Source organism: Martelella sp. AD-3, assembly GCF_001578105.1.
Taxonomy (GTDB): Bacteria; Pseudomonadota; Alphaproteobacteria; order Rhizobiales; family Rhizobiaceae; genus Martelella.
In genome coordinates this window covers 4,509,397-4,535,033 of record NZ_CP014275.1, presented here as the reverse complement: position 1 = coordinate 4,535,033, position 25,637 = coordinate 4,509,397, and the positions used below count along the sequence as shown (strand labels likewise).

Here is a 25,637-nt window from a genome sequence, read left to right as displayed (position 1 = left end):
CCGCGTCAGTTTCCAGTCACCATCAATCCTGTCGAAGATGAGAACCCCGCAGGCATCGGCGAGATGCGGTGTGCCGCAGTTAAGCCCCCTTCCTGTCGGATTGGTGTCGATCTCGCCGAGGGGAAGACGCGCCCGCGCCATGAAATCCTGATTGGCGAAAATCCCGGCGACCATATCGCCATCATTGCCGAAGCCGACCCGGAATTCAGCAGCTTCGTCCAGATCCTCCTCTTCGATCCGGCCACCGACTATACGGAACCGGCCGTCAATGCATGCCGGACAGCGCTCCAGCCCGATCCGATCGGCGGCAGGGATGCCGCGGCAAGAATGTCTGCCTGTGTGTTCTGGACCAGCGCCTCGACCGCCTCGTCATCGAGCGCCGGCGTTTGCGGGGCATGGGCCATGCTGGCAATAATGCCGCCATCGCCGTCGACATAGTCGAACTGATAGAGCATGGCGAGCAGCCCGTTGGCATGTCCCGGATCGCGACGGAAGTCGCCCGCGCGCAGGATTGCCGAGTTCAGGGAAGATGATGCCTCCCGTTCCCGGATGGCGCGGCCTTCTTCCGGCGTTGCCGGCAGGATCGCATAGTCGCTGCCGTTGGAGAACCGCAGTCCGCCCCTGACCCGCAGATAGGTGCCTGGCGTAAACAGGCTTACCGGAAATCCGCCACGCGCCGCGTCATAATCTCCAAGCCTGACGGACGCCTGGATCACCACGTCCGTCTCGGGTCCGATCCGCGAATGTCGCGCCTCAAGTCGTGCCACCTGCTCGGCCAGAACCGCATCCCGGGAGAACTCATCCGCAGCCCGAAAGAGGAAGCGACCATTGTCGCCTTCCACAGGCACACCTTGCTGCCTCTTGACGACTGCCTTTATGCACTCCAGCCGCGCATGATGACCAAATCTCAGGCTGCTCGCTATTGCGGCCTCGCGATCAAGCGTTTTCCGCTGTGCTGCCCGGTGGCTCCGGTTGCCTTTGGAGACGGCACCATTCGCTACGGCCGGTCAGATCTCGACCGTTGGATCGAGAGCAAGAAAGCCGGATGCGTCGATACCGACGAAGCGCTTCACACCACCTCTGGTGCGCAAGATACGGGACAAGGCAGCGGGCAAGCTGGGTATTCGCTGGGACAACTATGTGAAAACCGCCCTCTCCGCCATCGTCGAATGGGGGATCGAGTACGGCTAAACCAGAGAGAACCTGGCCAAGGACGTGAAGAACAAACCGCGCCCGAAGGATGCCCCGCAGGCAAACAGACCCTGGGCAGACTTTGAGCGTGAAGCCGTCATAGAGGCTCTTCCGGCGCATATGCTGCCGCCCGTGATGCTGATGATGTATTACGGCCTCGATCCGCAGGACGCGCTCAAGCTGCCCCGGTCTGCCCTTTCGAATGGCGACATCATCACCAGACGCGGAAAGACCGGAATAGCCGTCGCCCTCCCCTGTTGCCCGATGTGGCGCAGGCCATGGCCAACCAGCCGCAACACGACGCCATCACGCTTTGCGCCAACAGCTACGGTCGGCCTTGGACCACGGCCGGATTTCGCGCCTCATGGCGACCGATCCGCATGGCGCTTGAGGAGCAGGGAAAGGTTCAGCCCGGCCTCACACTGAAAGGTCTGCGCCATACGGTAGCGACCATCCTCCGCGAAATGGGCAAGGACTACGCGTCCATCCAGCTCGTGCTCGGACAGAATACCGAAGCCATGGCACGGCACTATTCAAGGCGCGCAGACATGCGGGAACAGACCACTGGCGCAATGGCGGATTTCGAAGCCGAAGTGAACAGACGCAAAACGAAAAATGTCAAACCGGAATAAGCGAAGGCAGGACGGAAATGAAAAAGATGAATAAACCCAAAGGGTTGAAGTGGTGCCCAGACGCGGATTCGAACCACGGACACGCGGATTTTCAATCCGCTGCTCTACCAACTGAGCTATCTGGGCAGGGGCCCAAGGTTCAAAGAAGGGCCGCCTTTGCGGGCCGTCGGCCCGCGAATGAGCGCGTTTATAGCATCTTGTTTTTTCAAGTCCAGCGGCATTTTTCCGTTTTTTCAAGAAAATTTCGCGTTCTCTTCCCGCTCTCCGCTGGCCGCCGTCCGGAAGGGAAAACGTCCGCCGACCCGTCGACATGAGGGCGGGAGGCCAGTCCGTCCGAAGCCTCCGCGGGCTCCCGCGCGGGTCACAATGCCCGACAGGCAGCCGCCGCCCGCCTCAGCCGGCCGATTGAAAGGGGCGCGAGCCGGACAGTTCTTCCGCAAGCAGGATCACCTCGCCGAGCCGGGGATGGGCAAGTTCATAGATTGTCTCGCCGCCGTGCCGCAGCTTCAGGATCAACCCCTGGCCGGCGAGCGAAGCCATGGCGGCCGCAACCTCGATGAGGGAGAGCCCGGTCCTCCGGCAGATCTCGATCCGGCTCAGCCCGCCCGCTTCCAGCGCCCTGGCAATCCGGATACGCTCGGTTCCGGCAAGCGCGGCAAGGGCGCCGGCATGCGAGATGAGACGCGGGTCGAGGGCCTGGCGCCCCTGAAAAAAAGGTATACTCTCGAACGAACTGCTCACAATCAGCCTTAATATCATATATTATGAATATAAATTCTAAATTTATATTCTAAAATCTGATCTTTTTCTAACGTATCCGAAATAATATGCTTCATGTACTAGCACAAATGCAAGTCGTTTGAAAGCGTTCGTTTCCGCCGGCGCGGCCGGGTTCGCGCTTCGGCGACGCCGTTCGGCGGCACAACGCGTCGCCGAGGGGCGGAAAAATCGCCGGGCACGCGCTTCCTCTTGGCGGTCCTGCCAGCATCCGCGCGCATGCGGCGCTGCAATAAAAGCCGGCCGGGAAAGCGCGGTTTTGTCCCCGATAGGCAATTGCCAATCAAAACCGACATGCTAACCTTGGCGTGTGGGGAAAGAAGGACAAGAATGACGACAGTTTCTGAGACGCCGCAAAAGGCCATGGTGATTTCCAGGCGGCTGCGGGAAAGCATCCGGCTTCATCTGGAGAGCATCTATCCGGAAAAGGATTCCCGCGCGCTGACGCGGCAGGTGCTCGAGGCCTACTGGGGCGATGGCGTCGTCCCGCGCAAACGCGGCCGCGTGGCCGGCAACAACATGTGGAGCGCCGACAACGCCTATGTGATCACCTACGGAAATTCGATCATCGACGGCGAGCACAAGCCGCTGTCGCTGCTGCAGGATTTTCTCACCGAGAACCTGAAGGGCGTGATCAAGGGCGTGCACATCCTGCCCTATTTTCCCTACACGTCCGATGACGGCTTTGCCATAACCGATTATCGCGCGGTGGATTCCGGCCTCGGCGGCTGGGAGGATATCGAACGCATCGGTCGCGAGTTCCGGCTGATGTCGGATCTGGTGCTCAACCACTGTTCCAGCCAGAGCAACTGGTTCAACGAGTTCCGCATGGGCCACGAACCCTACAGGGACTTTTTCTTCACCGCATCCCCGGAAGATGATCTCTCGTCCGTGGTTCGCCCGCGCGCGCATCCGCTGCTGCGCAAGGTGGAAACCGCCGACGGAGAGAAGCATGTGTGGTGCACTTTCAGCCACGACCAGGTGGATTTCGACTTCTCCAATCCGGAGGTCCTGCTCGAATTCCTGCGCATCATGCGCTTCCATATCAATCGCGGCGTGCGCACGATCAGGCTCGATGCCTGCGCCTTCATCTGGAAGGAGGTCGGCACCTCCTGCATCCATTTGCCGCAAACGCACGAGATCATCCGGCTGATGCGGGTGCTCGCCGACTACAGCGAGGAAAGCATCGTCCTCATCACCGAGACCAATGTGCCGAATGTCGAAAACCTCAGCTATTTCGGCAACCGCAACGAAGCGCACATGATCTACAATTTCTCGCTGCCGCCGCTGATCGTGCATGCGCTGATGACGGGAACATCGCAGTTTCTCAATGCCTGGCAGATGGCGATGCCGCCGGCGCAGATGGGCTGCGCCTATTTCAACTTCACCGCGTCGCATGACGGCATCGGCCTCAGGCCCGCCGAAAGCCTGCTCTCCGACGAGGCGATCGGTGAGATGGTCGAGACGGTGAAGAGCTTTGGCGGCAGGGTTTCCATGCGCCAGCTTTCCGACGGCTCGATGCGGCCTTACGAGATGAATGTCTCGCTGTTTGACGCGCTGAAAGGCACGGTGAAGGGCGAGGATGAACACAACATCGCCCGCTTCCTCTGCAGCCAGACGATCGCCATGGCGCTGGAAGGCATTCCCGCCTTCTACATCCACTCGCTGCTGGCGACCAGCAATGACTATGAGGGCGTGGAGAAATCCGGCCATAACCGGGCGATCAACCGCCACCGCTGGAACTATGACGCGCTGCAGGAAGCCCTTGCCGACGAGACCACGCAGCACGCCAAGGTGTTCAATGCCATGCGCAAACTGATCGGCATCCGCACGCGGCAGCCGGCCTTCCACCCGAACGCAACGCAGTTCACCCTGCATCTCGGCGAGAAACTGTTCGGTTTCTGGCGACAGAGCGTCGACCGCACCCAGAGCATTTTCGCGATCAACAACGTGACCGACGAGACGCTCGAAATCCCGGCCATGGCGCTCAATCTCATCGGCGGCGAACGCTGGATCGATCTGATCTCCGGTGAGACGGTCGACGAGGCCAGGATCGGTTTCGCGCCCTACCAGTGCCGGTGGATCACCAACCGCGCCTGACCGACCGTGGTCCGGGCCTGTCTTCCCTGTCGAAAGATCCGATGCAAGTCGATCGGTCGCGATCGCATCTGCCATAATAAATTCATATTTGCGTAGATACGAACTGTGCGCTAATAGTTTGCCGCACCAAACCCGAGGAGGCCCCGAGATGACCCTGCCCTTTACGCCCGCGCCCGACCTCAAACCGGAGGTTCACGGGTTCTTCGATCCGGCTACCAATACGATCTCCTATATCGTGCGCGATCCGGGATCGGACGCCTGCGCCGTGATCGACAGCGTCATGGACATCGACTACGCGGCAGGACGCATCACCCACGAGAGCGCCGACCGGATGGTCGCAATGATCCGCGAGAAGGGCTGGCGGCTTGAGTGGCTGATCGAAACCCATGTTCATGCCGACCATCTGTCGGCCGCGCCCTACATCCAGGAGAAGCTCGGCGGCCGCATCGGCATCGGCGAGAATATCGTGATCGTCCAGGACGCGTTCGGCAAGGTCTTCAACGAGGGCACGGAATTCGAGCGCGACGGCTCGCAGTTCGACCGGTTGTTTACCGATGGCGACAGCTACGAGATCGGCGGCATGACGGCGCATGTGATGCACACGCCCGGCCACACGCCCGCCTGCATGACCCATGTGATCGGCGACGCGGCCTTTGTCGGCGATACGCTGTTCATGCCGGACGGCGGCTCCGCGCGCGCCGATTTCCCCGGCGGCGATGCCCGTACGCTTTACCGCTCCACCAAGCGCGTCCTCGAACTGCCGGAGGAAACGCGCCTGTTCATGTGCCATGACTACGGCCCGAACGGTCGCGACATCGCGTGGGAAACCACTGTCGGCGAGGAGCGTCGCCACAACATTCACCTGCATGACGGCATCAGCGAGGATGAATTCGTGGAGATGCGCGAAAAGCGCGACGCCACGCTTTCCATGCCGCGGCTGATCCTGCCCTCCCTGCAGGTGAATATGCGCGCCGGCGCCATGCCCAGGGACAAGGACGGCCGGCTGATGCTGAAAGTGCCGGTCAACGCGCTCTGAAGCGCCGACCACCCCATCCGAAATCAGGAAAACACGCATGCATACCCGTGCAATCAACAACAACTACCACGTGGCCGGCCAGTTGAAGGCCGGGGACATGCCGGAAGCGGCGAAGGCGGGCTTTGCCGCCGTCATCTGCATGCGGCCCGACGGCGAGGGCTTTTTCCAGCCGAAATATGCCGAGATCGAAGCCGCCGCGAAGGAAGCCGGCATTGCCTGCTACTATGTGCCGGTCGGCGGCGGCCACCAACCGATCACCCAGGCATCGAAACTGAAGCAGATCCTGAAAGAGACCGAGGGACCGGTGCTGGCCTTCTGTGCCTCCGGCGGGCGCTGCGTCAGCCTCTACCAGCTTGCCCTGCAGGCCGGCTGACCGCCTCACCCCCTCCGGGCATAGGCGATGGTCTCGAAACGGGCGGAAAGCCCGTCATAGAGAAGAAGCCTGCCGATCAACGGCTCGCCCGCTCCGGTGACGAGCTTGATCACCTCCATCGCCATCAGCGTGCCGATGACGCCGGTGACGGGACCGACAATCCCCGCCTCGGCGCAGGACGGCACAAGGCCTTCGGGCGGACGCTTGGGATAGAGGTCGCGGTAGCGCGGATTGGCCTTGCCGCCCGCTCCGTTCGCATAGGGCTTCAGCACCGTCAGCGACCCGTCGAAGCGCCCCACGGCGCCGGTCACCAGCGGCACCTCCGCCCGCTCGGCCGCGTCGGCGGCCATATAGCGGGTGTCGAAATTGTCCGAGCCATCGACCAGAAGGTCGAAGCCTGAAAGCACGTCGCCGATCGTGCCGGCATCTAGCCGTTCGTGAAACCGGCGACAGACCACATGCGGGTTGATGCGGGCGATCGCCCGGGCGGCGCTCTCCGTCTTCGCCGCGCCGACGGCGCCGGTGTCGTGAATGATCTGGCGCTGCAGGTTGGAGAGGCTGACGCCGTCATCATCGGCGATGCCGAGCGTGCCGATGCCGGCGGCGGCGAGATAGGACAGGATGGGGCTGCCGAGCCCGCCGGCGCCGATCACCAGCACCCGGGCGCGTTTCAACGCCTGCTGGCCCGCGCCGCCGATCTCCGGCAGCACGATGTGGCGGGCATAACGGTCGATTTCTTCGGATGAAAAGGCTTGGCTGTCGGTCATGGGCGCGTTGTAGCATGGGAGACCGGCAAAATCCGCGAAAATCTATGCCGCGGTCCTGTCCGCCTCAAGGCGCCCGGGTCGCGACCAGGAAGGTCGCCTTGTTCTTGCCGGGGCACCACTGGTGGACAACGGAGAACCCGGCGCGGGCCATTTCGTTGATCAGCCCTTCCTGGGTGAAGCTGCCAACGTAAGGCGCCTTGCCGACCATCTGCATCACCGGGAGCGCCGCACGGATATACCAGGAGAAGTCGCGGAGACAGGCGGTGGAGGAAATGAAAACGCCGCCGGGCTTCAGCATGGCGTGAACTTTTTCAAGCACCCGTTCGCGCTCTTCCAGCAGATGCAGCAGCGAATGGGCCATCACCGCATCATAAAGCCCGTCTGAGCCATTCATGGCGGAGACATCCCCCTGACGAAAGTGAACATTGGTGACCGCGGCATCCTCAGCCTTCCGTTTTGCAATCGCGATCATGGTGTCGGAAAGATCAAAGGCGTCGATCCGGGCGACGGCGGGCGCGTGATAAAGCGCGGTCGAGCCCGTGCCGCAACCGATCTCCAGCACCCGCATGTCCGGATGGAAATACTCGCGCGTGATGTCGAGCTTGATCTGGTAGGATTGCGGATCGGCGACCGGGTCGCGGGAGTACTTGTCCGCGATCTTGTCCCAGAACTTTTTCTTGTCGGCTGCCATTGTCGGGCTCCTGCATAGCGTGTTGCGGCGCGGTTCAATTTGCAGCTGAACCGCCGTGATGTTGACCGCAGTGATAGAGACTTTCAGACTATGCGGGAATTGCCTAAATTCCTTGAGCTGTTATACGCAGATGGATGATATGGGACGCTGTCAGATATGACTGGAACCAGGTCCGCGCCTTTCTGGCGACGGCCGAGGAAGGCTCGTTGTCGGCAGCTGCCCGCGCGCTCAAGGTCACCCAGCCGACGCTGAGCCGCCAGGTGGCGGGCCTTGAGGAAAGCCTCGGCGTGACGCTGTTCGAGCGCGGCACCCGTTCGATGACGCTGACGGCGGCCGGACGCCAGCTTCTCGGCCACGCGCGGGACATGAACAATGCCGCCAACAGTATTTCCCTTGCCGCCTCCGGCCATTCCCAGGCCGTGGAGGGCGAGGTTTGCATTGCCGCAACGAACGCGATGGCCACCTATCATCTGCCGGGCGTGGTCGCGAAGATCCGCAAGACCGCGCCCGGCATCGCGCTTGACATCAAGACGTCCAACGCCCTTTCCGACCTGATCCGCCGCGAGGCCGACATCGCCATCCGCCATGCGCGCCCTACCGAGCCGGAACTGATCGCCAAGCAGGTCGGCGTCACCTCGGCGACGATGTACGCGGCAAGGGGCTATCTCGACCGCCTCGGCCGCCCGGTGACGATCGATAAGCTGAAATCGGCGGATTTCTTCGGCTTCGAGTTCCGCGAACAGCTTCTTCCGGTGTTTGCGGAGGAAGGCATCACGCTGACCGTCGACAATTTCCCGGTAATCACCGAAAGCGGCACGCTGGTGACGGAAATGATGCGCGCGGGCCTCGGCATCGGGCTTTTGCTGAGGGAGGACGTCGCGCTGTTTCCCGATCTGGAAGAGGTGTTTCCGGCCTTCCGGCCGATCACCGTGCCGATCTGGCTGGTGACCCATCGCGAGCTTCATTCCAGCCGTCGCATCCGCGTGGTCTACGATATTCTCGCCGACCATCTCGCAAAACTTTCATCCGGCGGGCGGTGATAGTCCCGATTAACTCCATATCGGAAACAATATTTCAAATTCGCGCCGAATTGACCTCGTCGCTCGCGGCGCTACAGTGACGGCAGACATTTCATCCGAAAAGGCGTTTCCCATGGCTCGCATCGACAAACACGGCCTTCAATTCGACAAGACGCTCCATGATTTCCTCACCGAAAAGGTGCTTCCGGAAACCGGGGTCGACCCCGAGGCCTTTTTTGCCGGGTTTTCGGAGATCGTGCACGAACTGGCGCCGAAGAACCGCGCCCTTTTGAAAACCCGCGATGCCATGCAGGAGCGACTGGACGCCTGGTACAAGGAAAACGGCGCGCCGGCCGACATGGCGGCCTATGAGGCCTTCCTGCGCGAGATCGGCTATATCCTTCCCGAGGGCGAAGACTTTTCGGTTGAAACCGATAATGTCGATCCGGAGATCGCCACGATCGCCGGCCCCCAGCTTGTCGTTCCGGTGATGAACGCGCGCTATGCGCTGAACGCGGCGAACGCCCGCTGGGGCTCGCTCTATGACGCGCTTTACGGCACGGATGCGATTGCCGAGGATGACGGCGCGGAAAAGGGCAAGGGCTATAACCCGAAGCGCGGCGAAAAGGTGATCGCCTGGGCCAAGGCCTTCCTCGATGAAAACATCCCGCTTGCCGCCGGAAAATGGGCCGATGTCACCGGCTTCGGCTATGATGGCGGCGCGCTGATCGTCAAGACGGCGGCCGGCGAGACCGGCCTTGCCGATCCGGCGCAGTATGCCGGTTTCAGGCAAGAGGATGGCGATGCCTTCCGGCTCTATTTCGTCAACAACAACCTCCATGCGCTGGTGTTCGTCGATCCCGACAGCATGATCGGCAAGGATGATCCTGCGGGCATCGGCGATATCGGATTGGAATCGGCCATTACCGCGATCATGGACTGCGAGGATTCCGTTGCCGCTGTCGATGCCGAGGACAAGGTGCTCGCCTATTCCAACTGGCTCGGCCTGATGAAGGGCGACCTGACGGAGGAGGTCACCAAGGGCGGCAGGACGTTCACCCGTAAACTCGCCGGGGATGTCGAATTTACCGGACTGGATGGCAATCCGAAGACGGTGCCCGGCCGCTCGCTGATGCTGGTCAGGAATGTCGGCCATCTGATGACCAACCCGGCAATCCTCGATGCCGATGGCCGCGAGGTTCCGGAGGGCATCATGGATGCCGCCGTCACCGCGCTGATCGCGCTCTACGATATCGGCGAAAACGGCCGCCACATGAATTCGCGCACCGGCTCCATGTATGTGGTCAAGCCGAAGATGCACGGGCCGGAGGAAGTCGCCTTCGCCAACGAGCTCTTCGGCCGCGTCGAAAAGATCGTCGGCATGAAGCCGAACACGATGAAGATGGGCATCATGGATGAGGAGCGCCGCACCACGGTCAACCTCAAGGAATGTATCCGCGCGGCAAAGGATCGCGTCGTCTTCATCAATACCGGCTTCCTCGACCGCACAGGCGACGAGATCCATACCTCGATGGAGGCAGGCCCGATGATCCGCAAGGGCGACATGAAGTCGGCCCCCTGGATTGCGGCCTACGAGGACTGGAATGTCGATATCGGGCTCGAATGCGGCCTTGCCGGCCATGCGCAGATCGGCAAGGGCATGTGGGCCATGCCGGACCTGATGGCGGCGATGCTGGAAGCCAAGATCGGCCAGCCGAAGGCCGGCGCCAATACCGCCTGGGTTCCCTCCCCGACGGCGGCCACGCTGCATGCCACGCATTACCACGCCGTGGACGTGGCAAAAGTGCAGGAGACGCTGAAGGACCGCCCGCGCGCCAGCCTCACCAGCATTCTCTCCGTTCCCGTCGCGGTGCGCCCGAACTGGTCGGAGAAGGAGATCCAGGCCGAGCTCGACAACAATGCGCAGGGCATTCTGGGTTACGTCGTGCGCTGGATCGACCAGGGCGTCGGCTGCTCCAAGGTGCCGGATATCAATGATATCGGCCTGATGGAGGACCGCGCGACCCTTCGCATTTCCTCCCAGCACATGGCCAACTGGCTTTACCACGGCGTCTGCACCGAGGAACAGATCGTTGCGACCATGAAGAAGATGGCCGCCGTGGTCGACCGCCAGAACGAGGGCGATCCCGCCTATCGGCCTATGGCCGCGGATTTCGACGGATCGGTCGCCTTCCAGGCGGCGCTGGACCTGGTGCTGAAGGGCCGCGAGCAGCCGAACGGCTATACGGAACCGGTGCTGCATGCCCGCAGGCTGGAACGCAAGGCCAGGGACGCGGCCTGAAGCGCGCAAGGCTTGCGGCATTGCGCCTTCACAAAATGACGCCTTTTCAATGGTTTGATTGTGCCCGGCTTCGGCCGGGCAATTTGTTTTGCCCGCCCTGGGAAGTTCCCTCACAACCAAACCCTTAAGGCGTCGGGGCTTTCGCCAAGTCCTTAAATTCCCGTAATATTATTCATATTTACACGCCACAATTTTGGCGGGAATCATTGGCTTCCTTCTGCCGCTGTCAACATGCAGAAAGGAAGACGTTTATGAGGATGCGTAAAATCGTCTATGCGGGTCTTGCCGCGACAGTCATTGGTGTTCTCTCGCTTCAGACCGCCGCCTCGGCCGCGGAAATGTTTGATTCCGGAGGCACGTGGAATGCGGCCTGCGACAGTGCGATGACCTGCCGCCTGACCACCAGCGAGATGCCGGCCGACGACGGCGGACTTGCCATTCCCGCCTTCGTCAAGGCCGACAAGCCGCATGCGCCGGTGATGATGGTACTGCCGACGATCACCGGGATGGAGACGCTCAATCGCGACGGCGTGTTCACGATTGCCGTCGACGGACATGACATCGTCTCGATCGCGGTCAAGGACCTGAAGAAGGACGATGCCGAAGGCGGTTACGTGACCCGCGACCAGGCCATCGTCCAGCCGGTTCTGGCAGCCGCCCGCGTCGGCAGGGACGAGATCATGGTCAGCTATCTGGGCCCCGACACCCAGGAAGTGGCGACCGCCGACCTGACCGGGCTCCACGCCAGCCTTGACTGGCTGTCTGAGCAGCAGCAGCCGGGCTCCGGTTCTTAAGGAACGGCCCGCGCCTGTATCGCGAGCCTCCGGTTTTCGCGATGCAGGCGCTCCTTTCATCGCTGGATGAACATACGGCGCTCCAGGCGGGCGCTTGCAGGGCGGCGGTCGGTGACCTAAATCGAGAGGGAAGCGCCCGCGCGGCGGACGCCAGGTCCGGGATATTGCCGATGCTTCTAAGTGCGGCGCGTCAAGCGCTAATGGATTTGATCGACCCCAAGATGCGCGGCATCCTGTGGAAGGTGCTGGGCCTCTCCCTGCTCTGCCTCGTCGCGCTGTGGTTTGCCATCCGCTCGCTGTTCCTGTGGCTCGCCTTCCCCCTCCTTGCCAACCTGTTTCCGACCATGCCGGAATGGACGGGCTGGATCACCTTCGTTCTGCTGATCTTCGCTGCCGTCGGCCTGGCGCTCGGGCTTGGGCTGCTGATGGCGCCGGTGTCCGCCTTTGTCGCCGGCATCTTTCTCGATGACGCGGCCGAGCATATCGAGCGCCTGCACTACCCTGACGATCCGCCCGGCACCGCCTTGCCGGTGCTCACGGCGATGAAGGAAGCGTTGAAATTCCTCGGCATCGTCATCCTCGGCAACATTTTCGCGCTGGCGCTTCTGCTCGTCCCCGGCGTCAATCTGGTCGCCTTCTTTCTGGTCAACGGCTATCTTCTCGGCCGGGAGTTCTTCGAGTTTGCGGCAATGCGCTTCATGGGGCCCGCCGCCGCCCGCGCGTTGCGGCGCGAAAAAAGCCTCACCGTGTTTCTCGCCGGTCTCGTCGTCGCCGGGTTTGTCGCGATCCCGATCGTCAACCTGGCGACGCCGCTGTTTGCCACGGCCTTCATGGTGCATATCGTCAAGCGGATGCGGGAAGACGCAGTGGTTTGATGCGTCGTTTTCGTTATTTTCGCAACGAACGACGAAGAATACGGCCTTGAATCGAAGACCCGACAAGGTTATGACCGTTTCATGGTGAAAAGGGCGAACAGGAGTTTGAAAATGGGGCGTATCGTTTATCTGAACGGAGAGTGGCTGCAGGAAGACGAAGCCAAGGTTTCAATCTTCGACCGCGGCTATGTCTTTGCCGACGCGATCTACGAGGTCACCTGTGTGCTCGACGGCAAGCTTCTGGATTACCCCGGCCATGCCGCGCGGCTGAAACGCTCCACGGATGCGATCGGCATCAAACTGCCCGTCGATGACGATGGACTGCTGACGCTGCACCGGGAGATCGCCGAACGCAACGACATGCGCGAGGGCCTGATCTATCTCCAGGTCTCGCGCGGCAATCCCGGCGATCGCGACTTCATGTTCGAAAAGGACATGGCACCGACCTTCTCCATGTTCACCCAGAAGAAGAACGTGATCGAGTCCGCCTCGGCGAAGAAGGGCATTACCGTGGTCACGCTCGAGGATCTGCGCTGGGGGCGTTGCGATATCAAGACGGTCCAGCTTCTTTACCCGAGCCTTGCCAAGATGGAAGCCCATGACAAGGGCGCGGACGATGCCTGGCTGGTAAAGGACGGTTTCGTCACCGAGCAGACCTCCGCCACCGCCTATATCGTCACCGCTGACGATGTGATCGTCACCCGCCCGCTGTCGCGCGTGGTGCTCCCCGGCATCACCCGCGCCTCGGCGCTGGAGATCGCCGCCCGCAACGGCTTCAAGGTGGAAGAACGCCCGTTTTCCGTCGACGAGGTCAAGGCGGCAAAGGAAGCCTTCTTTACCTCCGCCAGCAATTTCGTGACGGCCGTCATCGCCATTGACGGCGATAAGATCGGAGATGGAAAGCCGGGCGAAATCAGCCTGAAACTGCGGGAGCTCTACATCGAAGACCGCCGGGCGAATGCGATCTGATTTCCGAAACTCATCCGATCGGCACCAGCGGCGCCGGCATTTCTGAGGTCTTTTCCGCCGCCTTGCAGATGTCGGCGATGACGCAGGCGGGACAGTCGGGTTTGCGCGCCTTGCAGACATAGCGTCCGTGCAGGATCAGCCAGTGATGGGCGTGGAAGAGGTAGTCGGGCGGAATGATCCTTTCGAGTTTCGCCTCCACCTCATCCGGCGTCTTGCCCGGTGCAAGGCCGATGCGGTTGGCGATGCGGAAAATGTGGGTGTCGACGGCGATCGTCGCTTGCCCGAAAGCCATCGACATTACCACATTGGCGGTCTTGCGGCCGACGCCCGGGAGGCTCACCAGTTCTTCGCGCGTCTTCGGCACCTCGCTGCCGAAATCGGCGATAAGCCGTTCGCTGAGCGCGATGACATTTTTCGCCTTGTTGCGATAAAGACCGATGGTGCGGATATAGGAGGCAAGCTGTTCCTCACCGAGCGCCGCCATCTTTTCCGGCGTATCGGCCACCGCAAACAGCGCCCTTGTCGCCTTGTTGACGCCGACATCCGTCGCCTGGGCCGACAACACGACGGCGACCAGAAGGGTGAAGGGATTGGTGTGCTCCAGCTCGCCCCTGGGTTCCGGCCGCTGCACCGAAAACCGCCGGAAGATCTCGCGGATCTCGTCCTTCGAATAGGCCGAGCGGGCGGGCGGGCGCTTGCCGGCGGACGCCGGATTTGACTTTTTCGCCCTTTGGGTGCTCACTTGTGGCTTGGCTTTTGTCATCTTTTTCTGATCGCTGACGCTATGACCGATGTGAATGCGTTCGAGGACCGGCCGGTGTTTTCGGCTGAACTTTTCCCCCATCGCTCTTTGGGGCGCAAGGGTTTTCGCGTGCTGCTCGCCATTGCCGCGCTCGGTTTCTTCCCGAATGCGCTGTGGTTCGCCGCCCATGGGGCCTGGCCGATCGCGCTTTACTGCGGCCTTGCCTTTGTCGCGCTCTACATCGCTTTCCGGCTGTCCTACCGGTCGGCAAGGGTGCGCGAACATGTGTCCGTCTCCAGGCTTTCCGTCTCCGTGCGCAAGATCACGCCCTCGGGACGGATGAGCGAGACCCATTTCAACCCCTTCTGGACGCGGTTTGCCGTCGACCGCCACGAAGAATTCGGCATTACCGGCATGCGGCTCTTGAGCCGCGACGAACGGCTCGAGATCGGCGCCTTCCTCAATCCGGACGACCGGGAGAGTTTCGCCGCGGCGCTGAAACAGGCTCTGGCCACCGTCAAACAGCGCATTTGAGCGCCACGCGCAAGTTTCGGGTGGCGACGTGACGCCGAAGCGTGTTTCCTTCCTGTTCCGAAGGAGGCCAGGACGATGAACGCCATTCTTGAAACCATGACCGAAGAACCCATCGAGATAACGCCCTCAGGCGCGGACTACGACGTCGTGCGCAAGGTCATCGCGATGATCAGCGAAGAGTACCGCGAGCAGCCGGGCCTCGAGACAATCGCGCGGCGGCTCGACATGTCGCCGACCAGTCTGCAGAAGACCTTTACCCGCTGGGCAGGGCTTTCGCCCAAGGCCTTCCTCCAGGCAATCACTCTCGACCATGCCAAGCGCCTGCTCGGCGAGGAGAAGCTGCCGCTGCTGGACACTTCCTACGAACTCGGGCTTTCCGGACCGGGCCGGCTGCACGACCTGTTCGTTACGCATGAGAGCATGTCGCCCGGCGAATGGAAGGCGGGCGGCGGCGGGCTCGTCATCCGCTACGGGTTTCACCCCTCCCCCTTCGGCACGGCGCTGGTGATGGCGACGGAGCGCGGGCTGGCCGGCGTCGCCTTTGCCGATCCCGGCGAGGAGAAGACGGCACTTGAGGACATGTCCGCGCGCTGGCCGGCAGCATGCTATCTCGAGGACGGGCCGATGACCGAGGCCTATGCCCGCCGCATCTTCGATCCGGCCGAATGGGCGGAGGACCGGCCGCTCAAGGTCGTGCTCATCGGCACGGACTTCCAGGTCCAGGTCTGGGAAAGTCTTCTGAAGATCCCCTTCGGCAGGGCCAAGACCTATTCCGAGATCGCCTGCGAGATCGGTCGCCCGAAGGCCTCGCGCGCGGTCGGCGCCGCGATCGGCCGCAATCCGGTGTCCTTCGTCGTGCCCTGCCACCGCGCGCTCGGCAAGTCCGGCGCGCTCACCGGCTATCACTGGGGCCTGACGCGCAAGCGCGCCATGCTGGGCTGGGAAGCGGGACGCGCCTGATCCGCCCTCGGCAATGCCTCGCGCCGGCGCCGACAAATTTATCGAGGCCGTTTGCGACCGGTCAAATCCTTGTCTAAATCGATTGATATCTTGCCTTGACTTGCGAAGCAGCGCCTTGCGATAGTCGCGGGCGAATTACAGCGGATGTCGGCGCTTGCGTCCGGCGCCGATGTTTGCCAACAGTCATTGAAAGATCACCGCGGCGCGTTAGCCTTGGCAGCAGACGGCGCCGAAAAGGCGCGAATGCTGTTCGGCTTAAGAAATCGAGAGCGGTTCGCCGGCCTTTCTGCCGCGAACCCGGAAAACGAAGGATGAAGATCATGGCTTCCAAACTTGACCAATTGCGCGAGATGACAACGGTCGTCGCCGATACCGGCGACATCAAGGCCGTCGCCAAGCTCAAGCCGGTCGATTGCACGACCAACCCCAGCATCGTGCTGAAGGCGCTGTCGACCGATATGTTCGACGAGCAGTTCGCCGCCGCGATCAAATGGGGCAAGTCCCAGTCCGGCGACAGCGATGCTGTTGTCGACGCCGTTGCCAGCCGTCTGGCGATCGATGTCGGCGCGGCGCTCGTCGATCTGGTTCCGGGCCGGGTTTCCACCGAAGTGGACGCCGACCTGTCGTTCAACACCGAAGGCTCGATCAAGAAGGCGCATGAAATCATCGCGGCTTACGAGGAACGCGGTATCGGCCGCGAGCGCATCCTGATCAAGCTCGCCTCGACCTGGGAAGGCATCCGCGCCTGCGAAGTGCTGCAGAAGGAAGGCATCGACTGCAACCTGACGCTTCTGTTCTCCAAGTGCCAGGCGATCGCCTGCGCCGATGCCGGCGCCTTCCTGATCTCGCCCTTCGTCGGCCGTATCCTTGACTGGTACAAGAAGGCGACCGGCGAGGATTACACCGCCGAGACCGATCCTGGCGTCCTGTCGGTGCGTTCGATCTACAACTACTATAAGTCCAACGACATCAAGACCGTGGTCATGGGCGCCTCCTTCCGCAACACCGGGGAAATCGAGGGTCTCGCCGGCTGCGACCGCCTGACGATCTCGCCGAACCTGCTCGAAGAACTCGAGGCCGACCAGGGCAAGCTGGAGCGCAAGCTCTCGCCGGAAGCCTTCGAGCCGGAACCCAAGGTGGAGATGGACGAGCAGACCTTCCGCTGGATGATGAACGAGGACGCCATGGCCACCGAGAAGCTCGCCGAAGGCATCCGCAACTTCGCCGCCGACCTCGGGAAGCTGCGCACGCGCGTCGCCAAGGAACTCGACGTCTGATCACAAAAACGTCAGACAGATGGAAAACGCGACCCGGCCCTGGCGGCCGGGTTTTTCTGTTTTTCATGCGCGCCGCGTCTTTCGCACGCGCCTTCGTTTTCTATTTAAAGAATTGTTTTTATTTAAAAAATATTGAGCCACGCCGCCGACGCCCTTTTCAGGACCGTCTTCGGCGGCGATTTTTCAAGGCTGTCAGCGTCAACATTTGAGCAACGCTGCGGTGCGTATTCGGCGACTTGTTGATCGATTGATTAAACCCTAACTCCCGGTCATCGAACGCAACAACGATGACACAGGAGTTCATCACCATGTCCAGGTTTATCGCATCCGCCGCCCTTGTTTCCGTTCTCGCCGCCGCTCCGGCCGCCTTTGCGCTGCAGCCCTCCGCCATTCCGGAAACGGGCAAGGTCACCAAGGCCCCCGTCGGCAGCACCGTCACCATCGAATCCACCGGCAAGTTCGGCAACCGTTACCAGAACTATTTCCGCGTCGGCGAAGACGGCGAACTCGACTTCGTGTTCCAGGACTCGGCCAACTGATTTTTCGACAAACAAGAGGCCTGCGCCCCTGAGCTTTAGGGGCAGCACACCCGGCGGACACGATAAAAAATACGTCTTCCGTCTTTCGGCCTCTTGTTAATCAAATGATTAAACCTACATCCGACCCATCAGAGAAATTCAGTCAGGAGACTGTCATGAACAAGATTTTTGCATCCGTCACCATCGTTTCCGCACTCGCCACAGCGCCGGCCGCCTTCGCGATCCAGCCGTCGGCCATTCCGGACACCGGCAAGGTCACCAAGGCCCCGGTCGGCAGCACGGTCACCATCGAAACGACCGGCAAGTTCGGCAATCGCTACGATAACTACTTCCGCGTCGGCGAAGACGGCGAACTCAAGTTCGTCGATCAGTACCGCACCAACTAATCAGACATCCCGGAGGCCATGGAGCAAAGGACGATCATCCTTCTTTCTCCAAACGCCGTAATCCGGGCAGATCAGCCAACCCACACAAATTCCAATAAGGAGACTATCATGAACAAGATCTTCGCATCCGCCGCCCTCGTTTCCGTTCTCGCCGCCGCGCCGGCCGCCTTCGCGATCCAGCCTTCGGCCATTCCGGAAACCGGCACCTTCAACAAGGCGCCTGTCGGCAGCACGGTCACCATCGAATCGACCGGCAAGTTCGGCGATCGCTACCAGAACTATTTCCGCGTCGGCGAAGACGGCAAGCTCGATTTCGTCGATCAGGTGCGCGAAAGCAGCAACTGATCGCTTCCTCGTTTTCCTGGGCGAAGCAGAAAGGGCGACCGCAAACAGCGGCCGCCCTTTTCTTGTGCCTGACAAGTTGAATTCAGCTGGCGGCCGCCAGAAGCGCGGAGACGAGCCCCCTGGTCGAGGAATCGTGCCCCTCCGCGCTTTCGCTGCCCGAGACCACGGGCAGAAGACCGGTTGCCAGTTCCTTGCCGAGTTCCACGCCCCACTGGTCGAACGAATTGATGCCGAAGAGCACGCCCTCGACGAAGACGCGGTGCTCGTAAAGCGCGATCATCCGGCCGAGCGCATAGGGCGTCAGCGCATCGTAGACGAAGGTGATCGACGGCCGGTTACCGGAAAAGACGCGGTGCGGCGCGATCTTCCCGGCGGTCGCGGCATCCATGCCCTTGTCGAGAAGCTGGGCCTTCGCTTCATCCAGCGTCCGCCCCTTCATCAGCGCTTCCGACTGCGCAAGGCAATTGGCCATCAAGAGCTGGTGCTGGTGGCGCAAATCCGCCTCGTGGCCGTTCGCGGCGATCATGAATTCGATCGGGATGATGTTGGTGCCCTGGTGCAAGAGCTGGAAGAAGGCGTGCTGGCCATTGGTGCCGGGCTCGCCCCAGACGATCGGGCCGGTCGGCGTCGTCACATCCTCAGACTCTACGGTCACCGACTTGCCGTTGCTCTCCATGTCGAGCTGCTGGAGATAGGCGGCAAAGCGCGACATGCGCTGGTCATAGGGAATGACGGCGCGCGAGGGATAGCCGAGCACGACGCGCTGGTAATAGCCGATGAGGCCGAGCATCAAGGGCAGGTTCTCCATAACCGGAGCGCCCTGGAAATGCTTGTCCATCGCATGGGCGCCGTCGAGGAAGGCGCCGAAATTCTTCGGCCCGATCGCGATCATCAGCGGCAGGCCGATCGCCGACCAGATCGAGTAGCGACCGCCGACCCAATCCCAGAATCCGAAGACGCGCGCGGCGTCGATGCCGAAATCGGCGACCTTGTCGAGCGCGGTGGAGACGGCTGAGAAATGGTGGCCGACCGCGTCCTCGCCCAGCGCGCCGGCAATGAACTTGCGCGCCGTCCTGGCATTGGTCATCGTCTCGATCGTGGTGAAGGTCTTGGAGGCGACGATGAACAGCGTCGTTTCCGGATCGAGCCCGGCGATCGTATCGGCGATATGGGCGCCGTCGATATTGGAAACATAGTGCAGGCGCGGTCCGTCGTGATAGGGCGCGAGCGCCAGCGTGGTCATGGCCGGGCCGAGATCCGAGCCGCCGATACCGATATTGACCACATCGGTGAAGGCCTTGCCCGTGGCGCCCTTGATCGAGCCGGAACGAATGCCGTCGGCAAACGCGCCCATCGCCTCCAGCACCGCGTTGACCGAGGGCATGACATCCTCGCCGTCGACCGTTACCGGCGTGTTGGCGCGGTTGCGCAGCGCCGTATGCAGGACGGCGCGGTCCTCGGTGAGGTTGATCTTCTCGCCGGCAAACATCGCCGCCCGCTTTTCGGCAACGCCCTTCTCTTCGGCAAGCCTGGCGAGCTCCGCCACAACCGCGTCATTGACGGCGGTCTTGGAGAAATCCATCAGCAGATCTTCGAACCGCAGGCTGAAACGGTCAAAGCGGGCCGGATCGGCAGCAAAGGCCGCCCGCAAATCCTCGGCATTGGTGCGCGTCACGGTTTCCCTGAGGGAATTGATAAGGGCGTTCATGTCGATGGCTCCCTGAAAAGACTTGGTTCACTCGCTTATAGCGCGTTCCTAAAACGATTGAATATGATTGTGCTCAATCATGCCGTCGAAATCGAACGCTTTTTTGACATTGAAGGCGGGCGAAGCCGGAAAATCAACCGCAGGACCGCGCTTTATGCTTTGGCCTGTGCCCGTGCCGAGCCTCAGACAAAAAAAGACCGCGCGCCTCATGGCACGCGGTCCGCGAAAGACTGTCTGTGATATGATCAGCTGGCCGCGCGCGGCGAGGCATGATCCTCGCGCTTGTGGGCGACCAGCATGAAATAGATGAACACGAAGGGGATCGCGCTCCAGTAGGCGACCGACTTGTCGTGGCCCATATTGCGGGCACGAAACGCGGTGAAGCGGCCGAAGGCGAGACCCGGAACAACGGCGTAGATCGACAGGCCCATATAATAGGCAGTGGAAAGCGCCATGCCCTCGCTGCCGACGGCCTCGCGCGGGAAGGCGTATTCCAGAAGGTAGGAAATCACCAGATTGATCACGAAGATGAAGCAGGCGCGCAGGAAATAATCCCGACGGTCATACTCCCGCAGTTCATTGGTCAGATAAACCCCGAGCAACACGCCGATGGCGCTCGTTACATAGGGAAAGAAAAACAGGCCTGACATCTCGTCTCCTCCTCGAAACGGTTGTGCGCAGTTTGTCACATGTGGCGTATTGTCGCATATCTTCACGCGATTGCGCAACTCCTGAAAATGCGTTGCCGTCCAACGGATCGGAGGTCGTTGAGACGCATCGTGTGGAGATAACGCACGAGCCCCCTTTTGCGTTGCAATATCAGCGCAGCCTGACACAGCTCTGGAAGTCGACGGGCTTGAGTCAGATCAATGAAAGCTGCAATCGGCACCCCCGCAGACGCTGCTCCAACCTGCCGATTGCCAATTTTCGTGGCATAATTCACGCATCGCGGGCAAAAAGCATGGCGCCAAGGTGACGCGAATGCGGCCTTGTGCCAAAATGCCACAGGACGGACACGTTTCATTTCTGGTCTAAATATGCGTATGAGACCGCCATGATGAGGCAGCCGTCCGGCAAGACAGGGGGCTGTCTTTAGGAAATGCCTGCACTTAAGCGTTCGGTCGCCGCGGGGACGATGGGCCAGGGCCGGCGGGCATGTCATCGACAATCAAGTCCGGATTATCCGCGCAATCCGGCGTCATTTTAGAGAATGAAGGCGATTGTGAACCTATACAAGCTTTTGAAACCGGCGCTGCTTTTGCCGCTTGCGCTTCTCTTGTCGGGCTGTCAGCTCATTCTTCTCGACCCGGCCGGCTGGGTCGCCAACCAGGAGCGCGACCTCCTGATCGCATCGACGGTGCTGATGCTCGTCATCATCGTTCCGGTGCTGGTGCTCGCGGTCTACATCCCCTGGCGCTACCGCGACGGCCGCAAGACCACCGATGACTACGACCCGGAATTCGAACATTCCTCGCTGTTCGAGGCGTTCATCTGGGGCGTGCCGGTCATGATCATCATCGCGCTCGGCGCGATGACCTGGATCTACACCCACAGGCTCGACCCCTACAAGCCGCTCGACCATATCGCCGGCGAGCCCCTGGAGATCGACGTCGTCTCGCTCGACTGGAAATGGCTGTTCATCTACCCCGAACAGGACATGGCCGTGGTCAACCAGTTGGTGATCCCGACGGACCGTCCGGTCAACCTGAAGCTCACCTCGAGCTCGGTCATGAACACCTTTGCCGTGCCCGCCCTTGCCGGCATGATCTACACCATGGCCGGCATGGAGACGAAGCTGCATCTGGTCGCCGAAGAGGCCGGCCAGTACTACGGCCGCTCCGCCAACTATTCCGGCCCTGGCTACGCCCATATGGATTTCGAGACCTTCGCCGTTTCCGAGGACGAGTTCTCCAGCTGGGTCAACACGGTCAAGGCTTCTTCCAACACGATGAGCGACGAGACCTATCTCCAGCTCGCCAAGCCGACGGTCGCCGATAGCGTCTCCTACTACAACGGCGTTGCCGACAACCTCTTCGACAGGATCGTCGGGCTCTGCGTCGAGCCGGGCAAGGTCTGCGTCGGCGAAATGATGATGCAGGACATGATGGGCGGTGGCGGCCTTCAGGGCGTGAAGACCAAGGACAGCTATCTTTACGACGAGTTCCCGCCCGGCGAGGGCTTCGACCAGCATCAATTCGACGGTGTGCTCCACGCCAATCCCGATGAGCCGCGACGCGGTCCGGTCAATATCAAGAATCCGAACCAGACCGTGACCCATATTCCCGGCGACGACAGCGCGTCGAACGCTTCTGAACCCGTGAGGCACTAATGAGATCTGAATTCTGGAACATCATATTCGGTAAGCTCAGCTGGGATGACATTCCCTATGACGTTCTCATTCTCGACGTCACCTTCGCTGCCGTCGTGATCGCGGCGCTGACCGTTTTCGGCCTGATCACCTATCACCGCAAATGGGCCTATCTGTGGAACGAGTGGTTCACCTCGGTCGACCACAAGAAGATCGGCGTGATGTATATCGTGCTGGCGCTGGTGATGCTGTTCCGCGGCTTCACCGACGCCTTCATGATGCGCACCCAGCAGGCGATCGCCGCAGGCGGCGCGCAGGGCTATCTGCCGCCGCACCATTTCGACCAGATCTTCACCGCCCACGGCACGGTCATGATCTTCTTCTTCGCCATGGCCTTCCTGGTCGGGGTGATGAATATCGCCATGCCCCTGCAGATCGGCGCGCGCGACGTCGCCTTCCCCTGGCTCAACAATTTCTCCTTCTGGATGACGGTGGCCGGCGCGATCCTGCTCAACGTGTCGCTGTTCATCGGCCTGCTCGGCCGCACCGGCTGGCTTGCCATGCCGCCGCTTTCGGGGATCGCATACTCGCCCGATGTGGGGGTCGATTATTACATATGGTCTCTACAGATCGCCGGCATAGGCACGACGCTGTCCGGCGTCAACATGATCGCCACGATCCTGAAGATGCGCGCGCCGGGCATGACCATGATGCGCATGCCGGTCTTCACCTGGACGACGCTTGCCGCCAACGTGCTGATCGTCGCCGCCTTCCCGGTGCTGACGGCAACGCTCGCCATGCTGGCGCTCGACCGCTATCTCGGCATGCACTTCTTCACCAACGACATGGGCGGCAACCCCATGCTCTATGTGAACCTGATCTGGATCTGGGGCCACCCGGAAGTCTATATCCTGATCCTGCCGTGCTTCGGCATCTTCTCCGAAGTGGTCGCCACCTTCTCCGGCAAGCCGCTCTTCGGTTATCGGTCGATGGTCTATGCGACCTCCTGCATTCTGGTGCTGTCCTTCGTCGTCTGGCTGCACCACTTCTTCACCATGGGTTCGGGCGCCAGCGTCAACACCTTCTTCGGCATTGCCACGATGATCATCGCCGTGCCGACGGGCGCGAAGATCTTCAACTGGCTGTTCACCATGTATCGCGGGCGCATCCGGTTCGAGACGCCGATGTACTGGACGGTCGGCTTCCTGATCACCTTCACCATCGGCGGCATGACCGGCGTCATGCTCGCCGTGCCCCCGGCGGACTTCCAGCTGCATAACTCGCTGTTCCTGATCGCCCATTTCCACAACGTCATCATCGGCGGCGTGGTCTTTGGGCTGATGGCGGGATACCAGTACTGGTGGCCCAAGGTCTTCGGCTTCAAGCTCGATGACAAATGGGGCCGCCGCTCCTTCTGGTTCTGGTGCATCGGCTTCTACATCGCCTTCATGCCGCTTTACATCCTCGGCCTGATGGGCGTGACCCGCCGGCTGCAGAGCTATACCGATGTCGGCTGGCAGATCTACTTCGTCATTGCCTGCATCGGCATGCTGACCATCGGCGCCGGCATCGCCTGCACCGTTATCCAGCTCGTGGTCTCGATCAGGAACCGTGAGAAGCTGAAATGCGGTCCCGATCCGTGGAACGGCCGCACGCTGGAATGGGCCACCCTCTCGCCGGTCCCGGCCTACAACTTCCCGCAGGATATCGTCGTGACCGGCCGCGACGCCTGGTGGCAGATGAAGAAGCAGGGCTTCAAGTGGTCGACGGACTACCAGCCGATCCACATGCCGAAGAACACCTGGGCCGGCATCGTCCCCGCCTTCTTCGCGCTCGCGCTCGGCTTCGCCCTTGTCTGGCACATCTGGTGGCTGGCGATCGTCAGCTTCCTCGCGGCCATCGGCACGATCATCTACCACACCTTCGATTTCGACCGCGACTACTACATTCCTGCCGAAGAGGTCGCCCGTGACCAGGAAAAGGCCAAGGAGGCTTATGCATGACGATCGCTGATCAGACGGGCGATACGCATCACGACGAACACGCCCATCACAGCAGCCCGACGCAGCTCGGCTTCTGGATCTACCTCATGAGCGACTGCCTGATCTTCGGCACGCTCTTTGCAACCTATGCCGTTCTGGGCCGCTCCTATGCGGGCGGCCCCTCGCCGGCCGACCTGTTCGAGCTCGACTTCGCCCTTATCGAGACGGCGCTTCTGCTGTTCTCCTCGGTCACCTTCGGCATGGGCATGCTGCGGATGGACAAGGGCGACAAGGCAGGCCTGATGAAGTGGCTGATCGTCGCCGGCCTTTTCGCCGTCGGCTTCCTGGCGATGGAGATCTATGAATTCCATCACTTCATCGAACTCGGCGCCACGCCGGACCGTTCGGCCTTCCTTTCGGCCTATTTCACCCTGGTCGGCACGCACGGCCTGCACGTCACCTTCGGCACGATCTGGCTGATCGTTCTTCTGTTCCAGTTGTCGCGCAAGGGCCTCACCGAAGCGACGCGCCGGCGCACGGCGACGTTGTCGATGTTCTGGCACTTCCTCGATCTGGTCTGGATCGGCGTGTTCTCGCTTGTCTATCTTACGGGAGTGGTTCTATGAGTTCAGCCAACGAACATGCATCCCACGAAAGCCATGGTCACGGCAGCTTCAAGTCGCTGATGACCGGCTTTATCCTGGCGGCCCTCCTCACCATCATTCCCTTCGGACTGGTGATGGCCGACGCGATCTCCAGCAAGGGTTTCCTGATTGCCGTGGTCATGATCTGCGCCGCGGCGCAGATCCTGGTGCATCTGAAATATTTCCTGCTCCTGAGCAGCCACCAGGAAGAAGGCTGGACCATGGCATCCTCGCTTCTGGCCCTGATCCTGCTCTTGATCGTGCTCGCCGGCTCGCTCTGGGTCATGCACAACATGAACAAATACATGATGCCCCTTCCGGAAAGCGGCTACACCTATCTCGATGACGGCACGATCGTCTGCGCCACGCCCGAGATTGCCCAGCAGCTGCGCGATGCCGGCGTCACCGGCAACATCATCGTCCAGGGCCAGCAGTAAGCCTTTGCCCTGCCGCGTCTTCCGCCTCCCCTCGGCTCCCGCGGGGAGGCGTTTTTGTTTCAAGAGCCGTTGACGGCGCGTCGGGCTTTCCGGAAATCGATTCCGATTCTCGGGCCGATGCGCTAGAGCATTTCGCAGTCAGATGGAAACATCTGACGTCCGCGAAAATGCGTCAAAACAAATAGATGGAGCGGTTGCGCGTTTCCAAGAATGGCGGAACCGCTCTAGAACCCGCGACAGGCCGCTGCA

Annotated in this window: 27 protein-coding genes, 1 tRNA gene and 1 pseudogene; 21 read left to right on the top strand and 8 right to left on the bottom strand. The window is 61.3% G+C overall.

Going from position 1 to position 25,637, the window contains the following annotated elements:
• Positions 1 to 248: 248 nt before the first annotated feature.
• Positions 249 to 719 carry a hypothetical protein gene (locus AZF01_RS21015; RefSeq protein ID WP_082781114.1) on the bottom strand — a complete coding sequence of 157 codons (471 nt, stop codon included), beginning with the start codon at positions 717 to 719 and terminating at the stop codon, positions 249 to 251.
• A gap of 93 nt (positions 720 to 812) precedes the next feature.
• Here AZF01_RS21015 and AZF01_RS24770 point away from each other — a divergent pair.
• Together AZF01_RS24770 and AZF01_RS21005 are read left to right on the top strand one after the other, a co-directional pair.
• A pseudogene (locus tag AZF01_RS24770) lies at positions 813 to 920 on the top strand (IS481 family transposase); the annotation flags it as partial.
• 549 nt (positions 921 to 1,469) lie between these two features.
• Positions 1,470 to 1,823, top strand: a complete 354-nt coding sequence (locus AZF01_RS21005; RefSeq protein ID WP_152534420.1) for a tyrosine-type recombinase/integrase — start codon at positions 1,470 to 1,472, stop codon at positions 1,821 to 1,823.
• 50 nt (positions 1,824 to 1,873) lie between these two features.
• On the opposite strand, the gene AZF01_RS21000 is transcribed toward AZF01_RS21005, so the two are convergent.
• Together AZF01_RS21000 and AZF01_RS20995 are read right to left on the bottom strand one after the other, a co-directional pair.
• Positions 1,874 to 1,949 (bottom strand) — tRNA-Phe (locus tag AZF01_RS21000).
• Positions 1,950 to 2,216: 267 nt separating this feature from the next.
• On the bottom strand, positions 2,217 to 2,564 hold the full coding sequence (locus tag AZF01_RS20995; RefSeq protein ID WP_152534421.1) for a hypothetical protein: 348 nt from the start codon (positions 2,562 to 2,564) through the stop codon (positions 2,217 to 2,219).
• Positions 2,565 to 2,930: 366 nt separating this feature from the next.
• On the opposite strand from AZF01_RS20995, the gene AZF01_RS20990 reads away from it, so the two are divergent.
• The 3 genes from AZF01_RS20990 to AZF01_RS20980 all read left to right on the top strand — a co-directional run bounded on the left by AZF01_RS20990 (position 2,931) and on the right by AZF01_RS20980 (position 6,109).
• A complete protein-coding gene (locus AZF01_RS20990; RefSeq protein ID WP_024706281.1) occupies positions 2,931 to 4,700 on the top strand; it encodes a sugar phosphorylase in 1,770 nt (589 codons plus the stop codon).
• Positions 4,701 to 4,848: 148 nt separating this feature from the next.
• On the top strand, positions 4,849 to 5,736 hold the full coding sequence (locus AZF01_RS20985) for an MBL fold metallo-hydrolase (protein WP_024706282.1): 888 nt from the start codon (positions 4,849 to 4,851) through the stop codon (positions 5,734 to 5,736).
• A 37-nt stretch (positions 5,737 to 5,773) separates the two neighbouring features.
• Positions 5,774 to 6,109, top strand: a complete 336-nt coding sequence (locus AZF01_RS20980; protein WP_024706283.1) for a TIGR01244 family sulfur transferase — start codon at positions 5,774 to 5,776, stop codon at positions 6,107 to 6,109.
• A gap of 5 nt (positions 6,110 to 6,114) precedes the next feature.
• On the opposite strand, the gene moeB is transcribed toward AZF01_RS20980, so the two are convergent.
• Together moeB and AZF01_RS20970 are read right to left on the bottom strand one after the other, a co-directional pair.
• Positions 6,115 to 6,876, bottom strand: a complete 762-nt coding sequence (moeB, locus tag AZF01_RS20975) for a molybdopterin-synthase adenylyltransferase MoeB (protein WP_036235608.1) — start codon at positions 6,874 to 6,876, stop codon at positions 6,115 to 6,117.
• A 64-nt stretch (positions 6,877 to 6,940) separates the two neighbouring features.
• On the bottom strand, positions 6,941 to 7,567 hold the full coding sequence (locus AZF01_RS20970; protein WP_024706284.1) for a bifunctional 2-polyprenyl-6-hydroxyphenol methylase/3-demethylubiquinol 3-O-methyltransferase UbiG: 627 nt from the start codon (positions 7,565 to 7,567) through the stop codon (positions 6,941 to 6,943).
• Positions 7,568 to 7,701: 134 nt separating this feature from the next.
• Here AZF01_RS20970 and AZF01_RS20965 point away from each other — a divergent pair, with 134 nt between their 5' ends.
• The 5 genes from AZF01_RS20965 to AZF01_RS20945 all read left to right on the top strand — a co-directional run bounded on the left by AZF01_RS20965 (position 7,702) and on the right by AZF01_RS20945 (position 13,526).
• Complete coding sequence (locus AZF01_RS20965) at positions 7,702 to 8,607, top strand: LysR family transcriptional regulator (RefSeq protein ID WP_024706285.1); 906 nt, start codon at positions 7,702 to 7,704, stop codon at positions 8,605 to 8,607.
• Positions 8,608 to 8,719: 112 nt separating this feature from the next.
• Positions 8,720 to 10,888: a malate synthase G gene (locus AZF01_RS20960; RefSeq protein WP_024706286.1), complete on the top strand. Its 2,169-nt coding sequence runs from the start codon at positions 8,720 to 8,722 to the stop codon at positions 10,886 to 10,888.
• Positions 10,889 to 11,139: 251 nt separating this feature from the next.
• Positions 11,140 to 11,682: a hypothetical protein gene (locus tag AZF01_RS20955; RefSeq protein WP_024706287.1), complete on the top strand. Its 543-nt coding sequence runs from the start codon at positions 11,140 to 11,142 to the stop codon at positions 11,680 to 11,682.
• Positions 11,683 to 11,852: 170 nt separating this feature from the next.
• Positions 11,853 to 12,557 (top strand): sulfate transporter family protein, encoded by a 705-nt coding sequence (locus AZF01_RS20950; protein ID WP_024706288.1) that lies wholly within the window; start codon positions 11,853 to 11,855, stop codon positions 12,555 to 12,557.
• A gap of 111 nt (positions 12,558 to 12,668) precedes the next feature.
• A complete protein-coding gene (locus AZF01_RS20945; protein WP_024706289.1) occupies positions 12,669 to 13,526 on the top strand; it encodes a D-amino-acid transaminase in 858 nt (285 codons plus the stop codon).
• A 10-nt stretch (positions 13,527 to 13,536) separates the two neighbouring features.
• Here the strand turns inward: AZF01_RS20945 and nth are convergent, their stop codons facing one another.
• Positions 13,537 to 14,289 (bottom strand): endonuclease III, encoded by a 753-nt coding sequence (gene nth / locus AZF01_RS20940; RefSeq protein ID WP_036235610.1) that lies wholly within the window; start codon positions 14,287 to 14,289, stop codon positions 13,537 to 13,539.
• Between the two features lie 21 nt (positions 14,290 to 14,310).
• Here nth and AZF01_RS20935 point away from each other — a divergent pair, with 21 nt between their 5' ends.
• From AZF01_RS20935 to AZF01_RS20910, 7 genes are all read left to right on the top strand, one after another.
• On the top strand, positions 14,311 to 14,802 hold the full coding sequence (locus AZF01_RS20935) for a DUF2244 domain-containing protein (RefSeq protein WP_024706290.1): 492 nt from the start codon (positions 14,311 to 14,313) through the stop codon (positions 14,800 to 14,802).
• A 75-nt stretch (positions 14,803 to 14,877) separates the two neighbouring features.
• Positions 14,878 to 15,762, top strand: a complete 885-nt coding sequence (locus AZF01_RS20930; protein WP_024706291.1) for a bifunctional helix-turn-helix domain-containing protein/methylated-DNA--[protein]-cysteine S-methyltransferase — start codon at positions 14,878 to 14,880, stop codon at positions 15,760 to 15,762.
• Positions 15,763 to 15,906: 144 nt separating this feature from the next.
• On the top strand, positions 15,907 to 16,077 hold the full coding sequence (locus tag AZF01_RS24145; protein WP_156484753.1) for a hypothetical protein: 171 nt from the start codon (positions 15,907 to 15,909) through the stop codon (positions 16,075 to 16,077).
• Positions 16,078 to 16,082: 5 nt separating this feature from the next.
• Positions 16,083 to 17,039, top strand: coding sequence for a transaldolase (tal, locus tag AZF01_RS20925; protein ID WP_024706292.1), 957 nt, complete (start codon positions 16,083 to 16,085; stop codon positions 17,037 to 17,039).
• A gap of 308 nt (positions 17,040 to 17,347) precedes the next feature.
• On the top strand, positions 17,348 to 17,578 hold the full coding sequence (locus AZF01_RS20920) for a hypothetical protein (RefSeq protein ID WP_081725649.1): 231 nt from the start codon (positions 17,348 to 17,350) through the stop codon (positions 17,576 to 17,578).
• 155 nt (positions 17,579 to 17,733) lie between these two features.
• Positions 17,734 to 17,964, top strand: a complete 231-nt coding sequence (locus AZF01_RS20915; protein ID WP_024706294.1) for a hypothetical protein — start codon at positions 17,734 to 17,736, stop codon at positions 17,962 to 17,964.
• A gap of 108 nt (positions 17,965 to 18,072) precedes the next feature.
• Positions 18,073 to 18,309 carry a hypothetical protein gene (locus AZF01_RS20910; RefSeq protein ID WP_024706295.1) on the top strand — a complete coding sequence of 79 codons (237 nt, stop codon included), beginning with the start codon at positions 18,073 to 18,075 and terminating at the stop codon, positions 18,307 to 18,309.
• A gap of 82 nt (positions 18,310 to 18,391) precedes the next feature.
• On the opposite strand, the gene pgi is transcribed toward AZF01_RS20910, so the two are convergent.
• Together pgi and AZF01_RS20900 are read right to left on the bottom strand one after the other, a co-directional pair.
• Positions 18,392 to 20,017, bottom strand: coding sequence for a glucose-6-phosphate isomerase (gene pgi, locus AZF01_RS20905; RefSeq protein WP_024706296.1), 1,626 nt, complete (start codon positions 20,015 to 20,017; stop codon positions 18,392 to 18,394).
• Positions 20,018 to 20,262: 245 nt separating this feature from the next.
• Positions 20,263 to 20,667 carry a hypothetical protein gene (locus tag AZF01_RS20900; protein ID WP_024706297.1) on the bottom strand — a complete coding sequence of 135 codons (405 nt, stop codon included), beginning with the start codon at positions 20,665 to 20,667 and terminating at the stop codon, positions 20,263 to 20,265.
• A 572-nt stretch (positions 20,668 to 21,239) separates the two neighbouring features.
• Between AZF01_RS20900 and cyoA the strand changes: the two genes are divergently transcribed.
• From cyoA to cyoD, 4 genes are read left to right on the top strand one after another with little or no spacing between them, the layout of a single operon-like run.
• The gene (gene cyoA / locus AZF01_RS20895; protein WP_244435487.1) at positions 21,240 to 22,346 is read left to right on the top strand and encodes a ubiquinol oxidase subunit II; all 1,107 of its coding nucleotides are present in this window, start codon (positions 21,240 to 21,242) and stop codon (positions 22,344 to 22,346) included.
• The gene (gene cyoB / locus AZF01_RS20890) at positions 22,346 to 24,328 is read left to right on the top strand and encodes a cytochrome o ubiquinol oxidase subunit I (protein ID WP_024706299.1); all 1,983 of its coding nucleotides are present in this window, start codon (positions 22,346 to 22,348) and stop codon (positions 24,326 to 24,328) included. Before cyoA ends, cyoB begins: the two co-directional genes overlap by 1 nt.
• The gene (gene cyoC, locus AZF01_RS20885) at positions 24,325 to 24,933 is read left to right on the top strand and encodes a cytochrome o ubiquinol oxidase subunit III (protein ID WP_024706300.1); all 609 of its coding nucleotides are present in this window, start codon (positions 24,325 to 24,327) and stop codon (positions 24,931 to 24,933) included. Before cyoB ends, cyoC begins: the two co-directional genes overlap by 4 nt.
• Positions 24,930 to 25,388: a cytochrome o ubiquinol oxidase subunit IV gene (gene cyoD / locus AZF01_RS20880; RefSeq protein ID WP_024706301.1), complete on the top strand. Its 459-nt coding sequence runs from the start codon at positions 24,930 to 24,932 to the stop codon at positions 25,386 to 25,388. Before cyoC ends, cyoD begins: the two co-directional genes overlap by 4 nt.
• Positions 25,389 to 25,637 lie beyond the last annotated feature (249 nt).

Excerpts from the sequence above, each read along its gene's own strand:
- AZF01_RS20920 (WP_081725649.1), top strand. The coding sequence starts at position 17,348 with ATGTCCAGGTTTATCGCATCCGCCGCCCTTGTTTCCGTTCTCGCCGCC.
- AZF01_RS20900 (WP_024706297.1), bottom strand. The coding sequence starts at position 20,667 with ATGTCAGGCCTGTTTTTCTTTCCCTATGTAACGAGCGCCATCGGCGTG.
- AZF01_RS20970 (WP_024706284.1), bottom strand. The coding sequence starts at position 7,567 with ATGGCAGCCGACAAGAAAAAGTTCTGGGACAAGATCGCGGACAAGTAC.
- tal (WP_024706292.1), top strand. The coding sequence starts at position 16,083 with ATGGCTTCCAAACTTGACCAATTGCGCGAGATGACAACGGTCGTCGCC.
- AZF01_RS20930 (WP_024706291.1), top strand. The coding sequence starts at position 14,878 with ATGAACGCCATTCTTGAAACCATGACCGAAGAACCCATCGAGATAACG.
- moeB (WP_036235608.1), bottom strand. The coding sequence starts at position 6,876 with ATGACCGACAGCCAAGCCTTTTCATCCGAAGAAATCGACCGTTATGCC.
- pgi (WP_024706296.1), bottom strand. The coding sequence starts at position 20,017 with ATGAACGCCCTTATCAATTCCCTCAGGGAAACCGTGACGCGCACCAAT.
- AZF01_RS20945 (WP_024706289.1), top strand. The coding sequence starts at position 12,669 with ATGGGGCGTATCGTTTATCTGAACGGAGAGTGGCTGCAGGAAGACGAA.
- cyoC (WP_024706300.1), top strand. The coding sequence starts at position 24,325 with ATGACGATCGCTGATCAGACGGGCGATACGCATCACGACGAACACGCC.
- AZF01_RS20985 (WP_024706282.1), top strand. The coding sequence starts at position 4,849 with ATGACCCTGCCCTTTACGCCCGCGCCCGACCTCAAACCGGAGGTTCAC.
- AZF01_RS20990 (WP_024706281.1), top strand. The coding sequence starts at position 2,931 with ATGACGACAGTTTCTGAGACGCCGCAAAAGGCCATGGTGATTTCCAGG.
- AZF01_RS20955 (WP_024706287.1), top strand. The coding sequence starts at position 11,140 with ATGAGGATGCGTAAAATCGTCTATGCGGGTCTTGCCGCGACAGTCATT.
- cyoB (WP_024706299.1), top strand. The coding sequence starts at position 22,346 with ATGAGATCTGAATTCTGGAACATCATATTCGGTAAGCTCAGCTGGGAT.
- AZF01_RS24145 (WP_156484753.1), top strand. The coding sequence starts at position 15,907 with ATGTCGGCGCTTGCGTCCGGCGCCGATGTTTGCCAACAGTCATTGAAA.
- cyoD (WP_024706301.1), top strand. The coding sequence starts at position 24,930 with ATGAGTTCAGCCAACGAACATGCATCCCACGAAAGCCATGGTCACGGC.
- AZF01_RS20915 (WP_024706294.1), top strand. The coding sequence starts at position 17,734 with ATGAACAAGATTTTTGCATCCGTCACCATCGTTTCCGCACTCGCCACA.
- AZF01_RS20950 (WP_024706288.1), top strand. The coding sequence starts at position 11,853 with ATGCTTCTAAGTGCGGCGCGTCAAGCGCTAATGGATTTGATCGACCCC.
- AZF01_RS20965 (WP_024706285.1), top strand. The coding sequence starts at position 7,702 with ATGATATGGGACGCTGTCAGATATGACTGGAACCAGGTCCGCGCCTTT.
- AZF01_RS20980 (WP_024706283.1), top strand. The coding sequence starts at position 5,774 with ATGCATACCCGTGCAATCAACAACAACTACCACGTGGCCGGCCAGTTG.
- AZF01_RS20910 (WP_024706295.1), top strand. The coding sequence starts at position 18,073 with ATGAACAAGATCTTCGCATCCGCCGCCCTCGTTTCCGTTCTCGCCGCC.
- AZF01_RS20935 (WP_024706290.1), top strand. The coding sequence starts at position 14,311 with ATGACCGATGTGAATGCGTTCGAGGACCGGCCGGTGTTTTCGGCTGAA.
- nth (WP_036235610.1), bottom strand. The coding sequence starts at position 14,289 with ATGACAAAAGCCAAGCCACAAGTGAGCACCCAAAGGGCGAAAAAGTCA.
- AZF01_RS20960 (WP_024706286.1), top strand. The coding sequence starts at position 8,720 with ATGGCTCGCATCGACAAACACGGCCTTCAATTCGACAAGACGCTCCAT.
- AZF01_RS21005 (WP_152534420.1), top strand. The coding sequence starts at position 1,470 with ATGGCCAACCAGCCGCAACACGACGCCATCACGCTTTGCGCCAACAGC.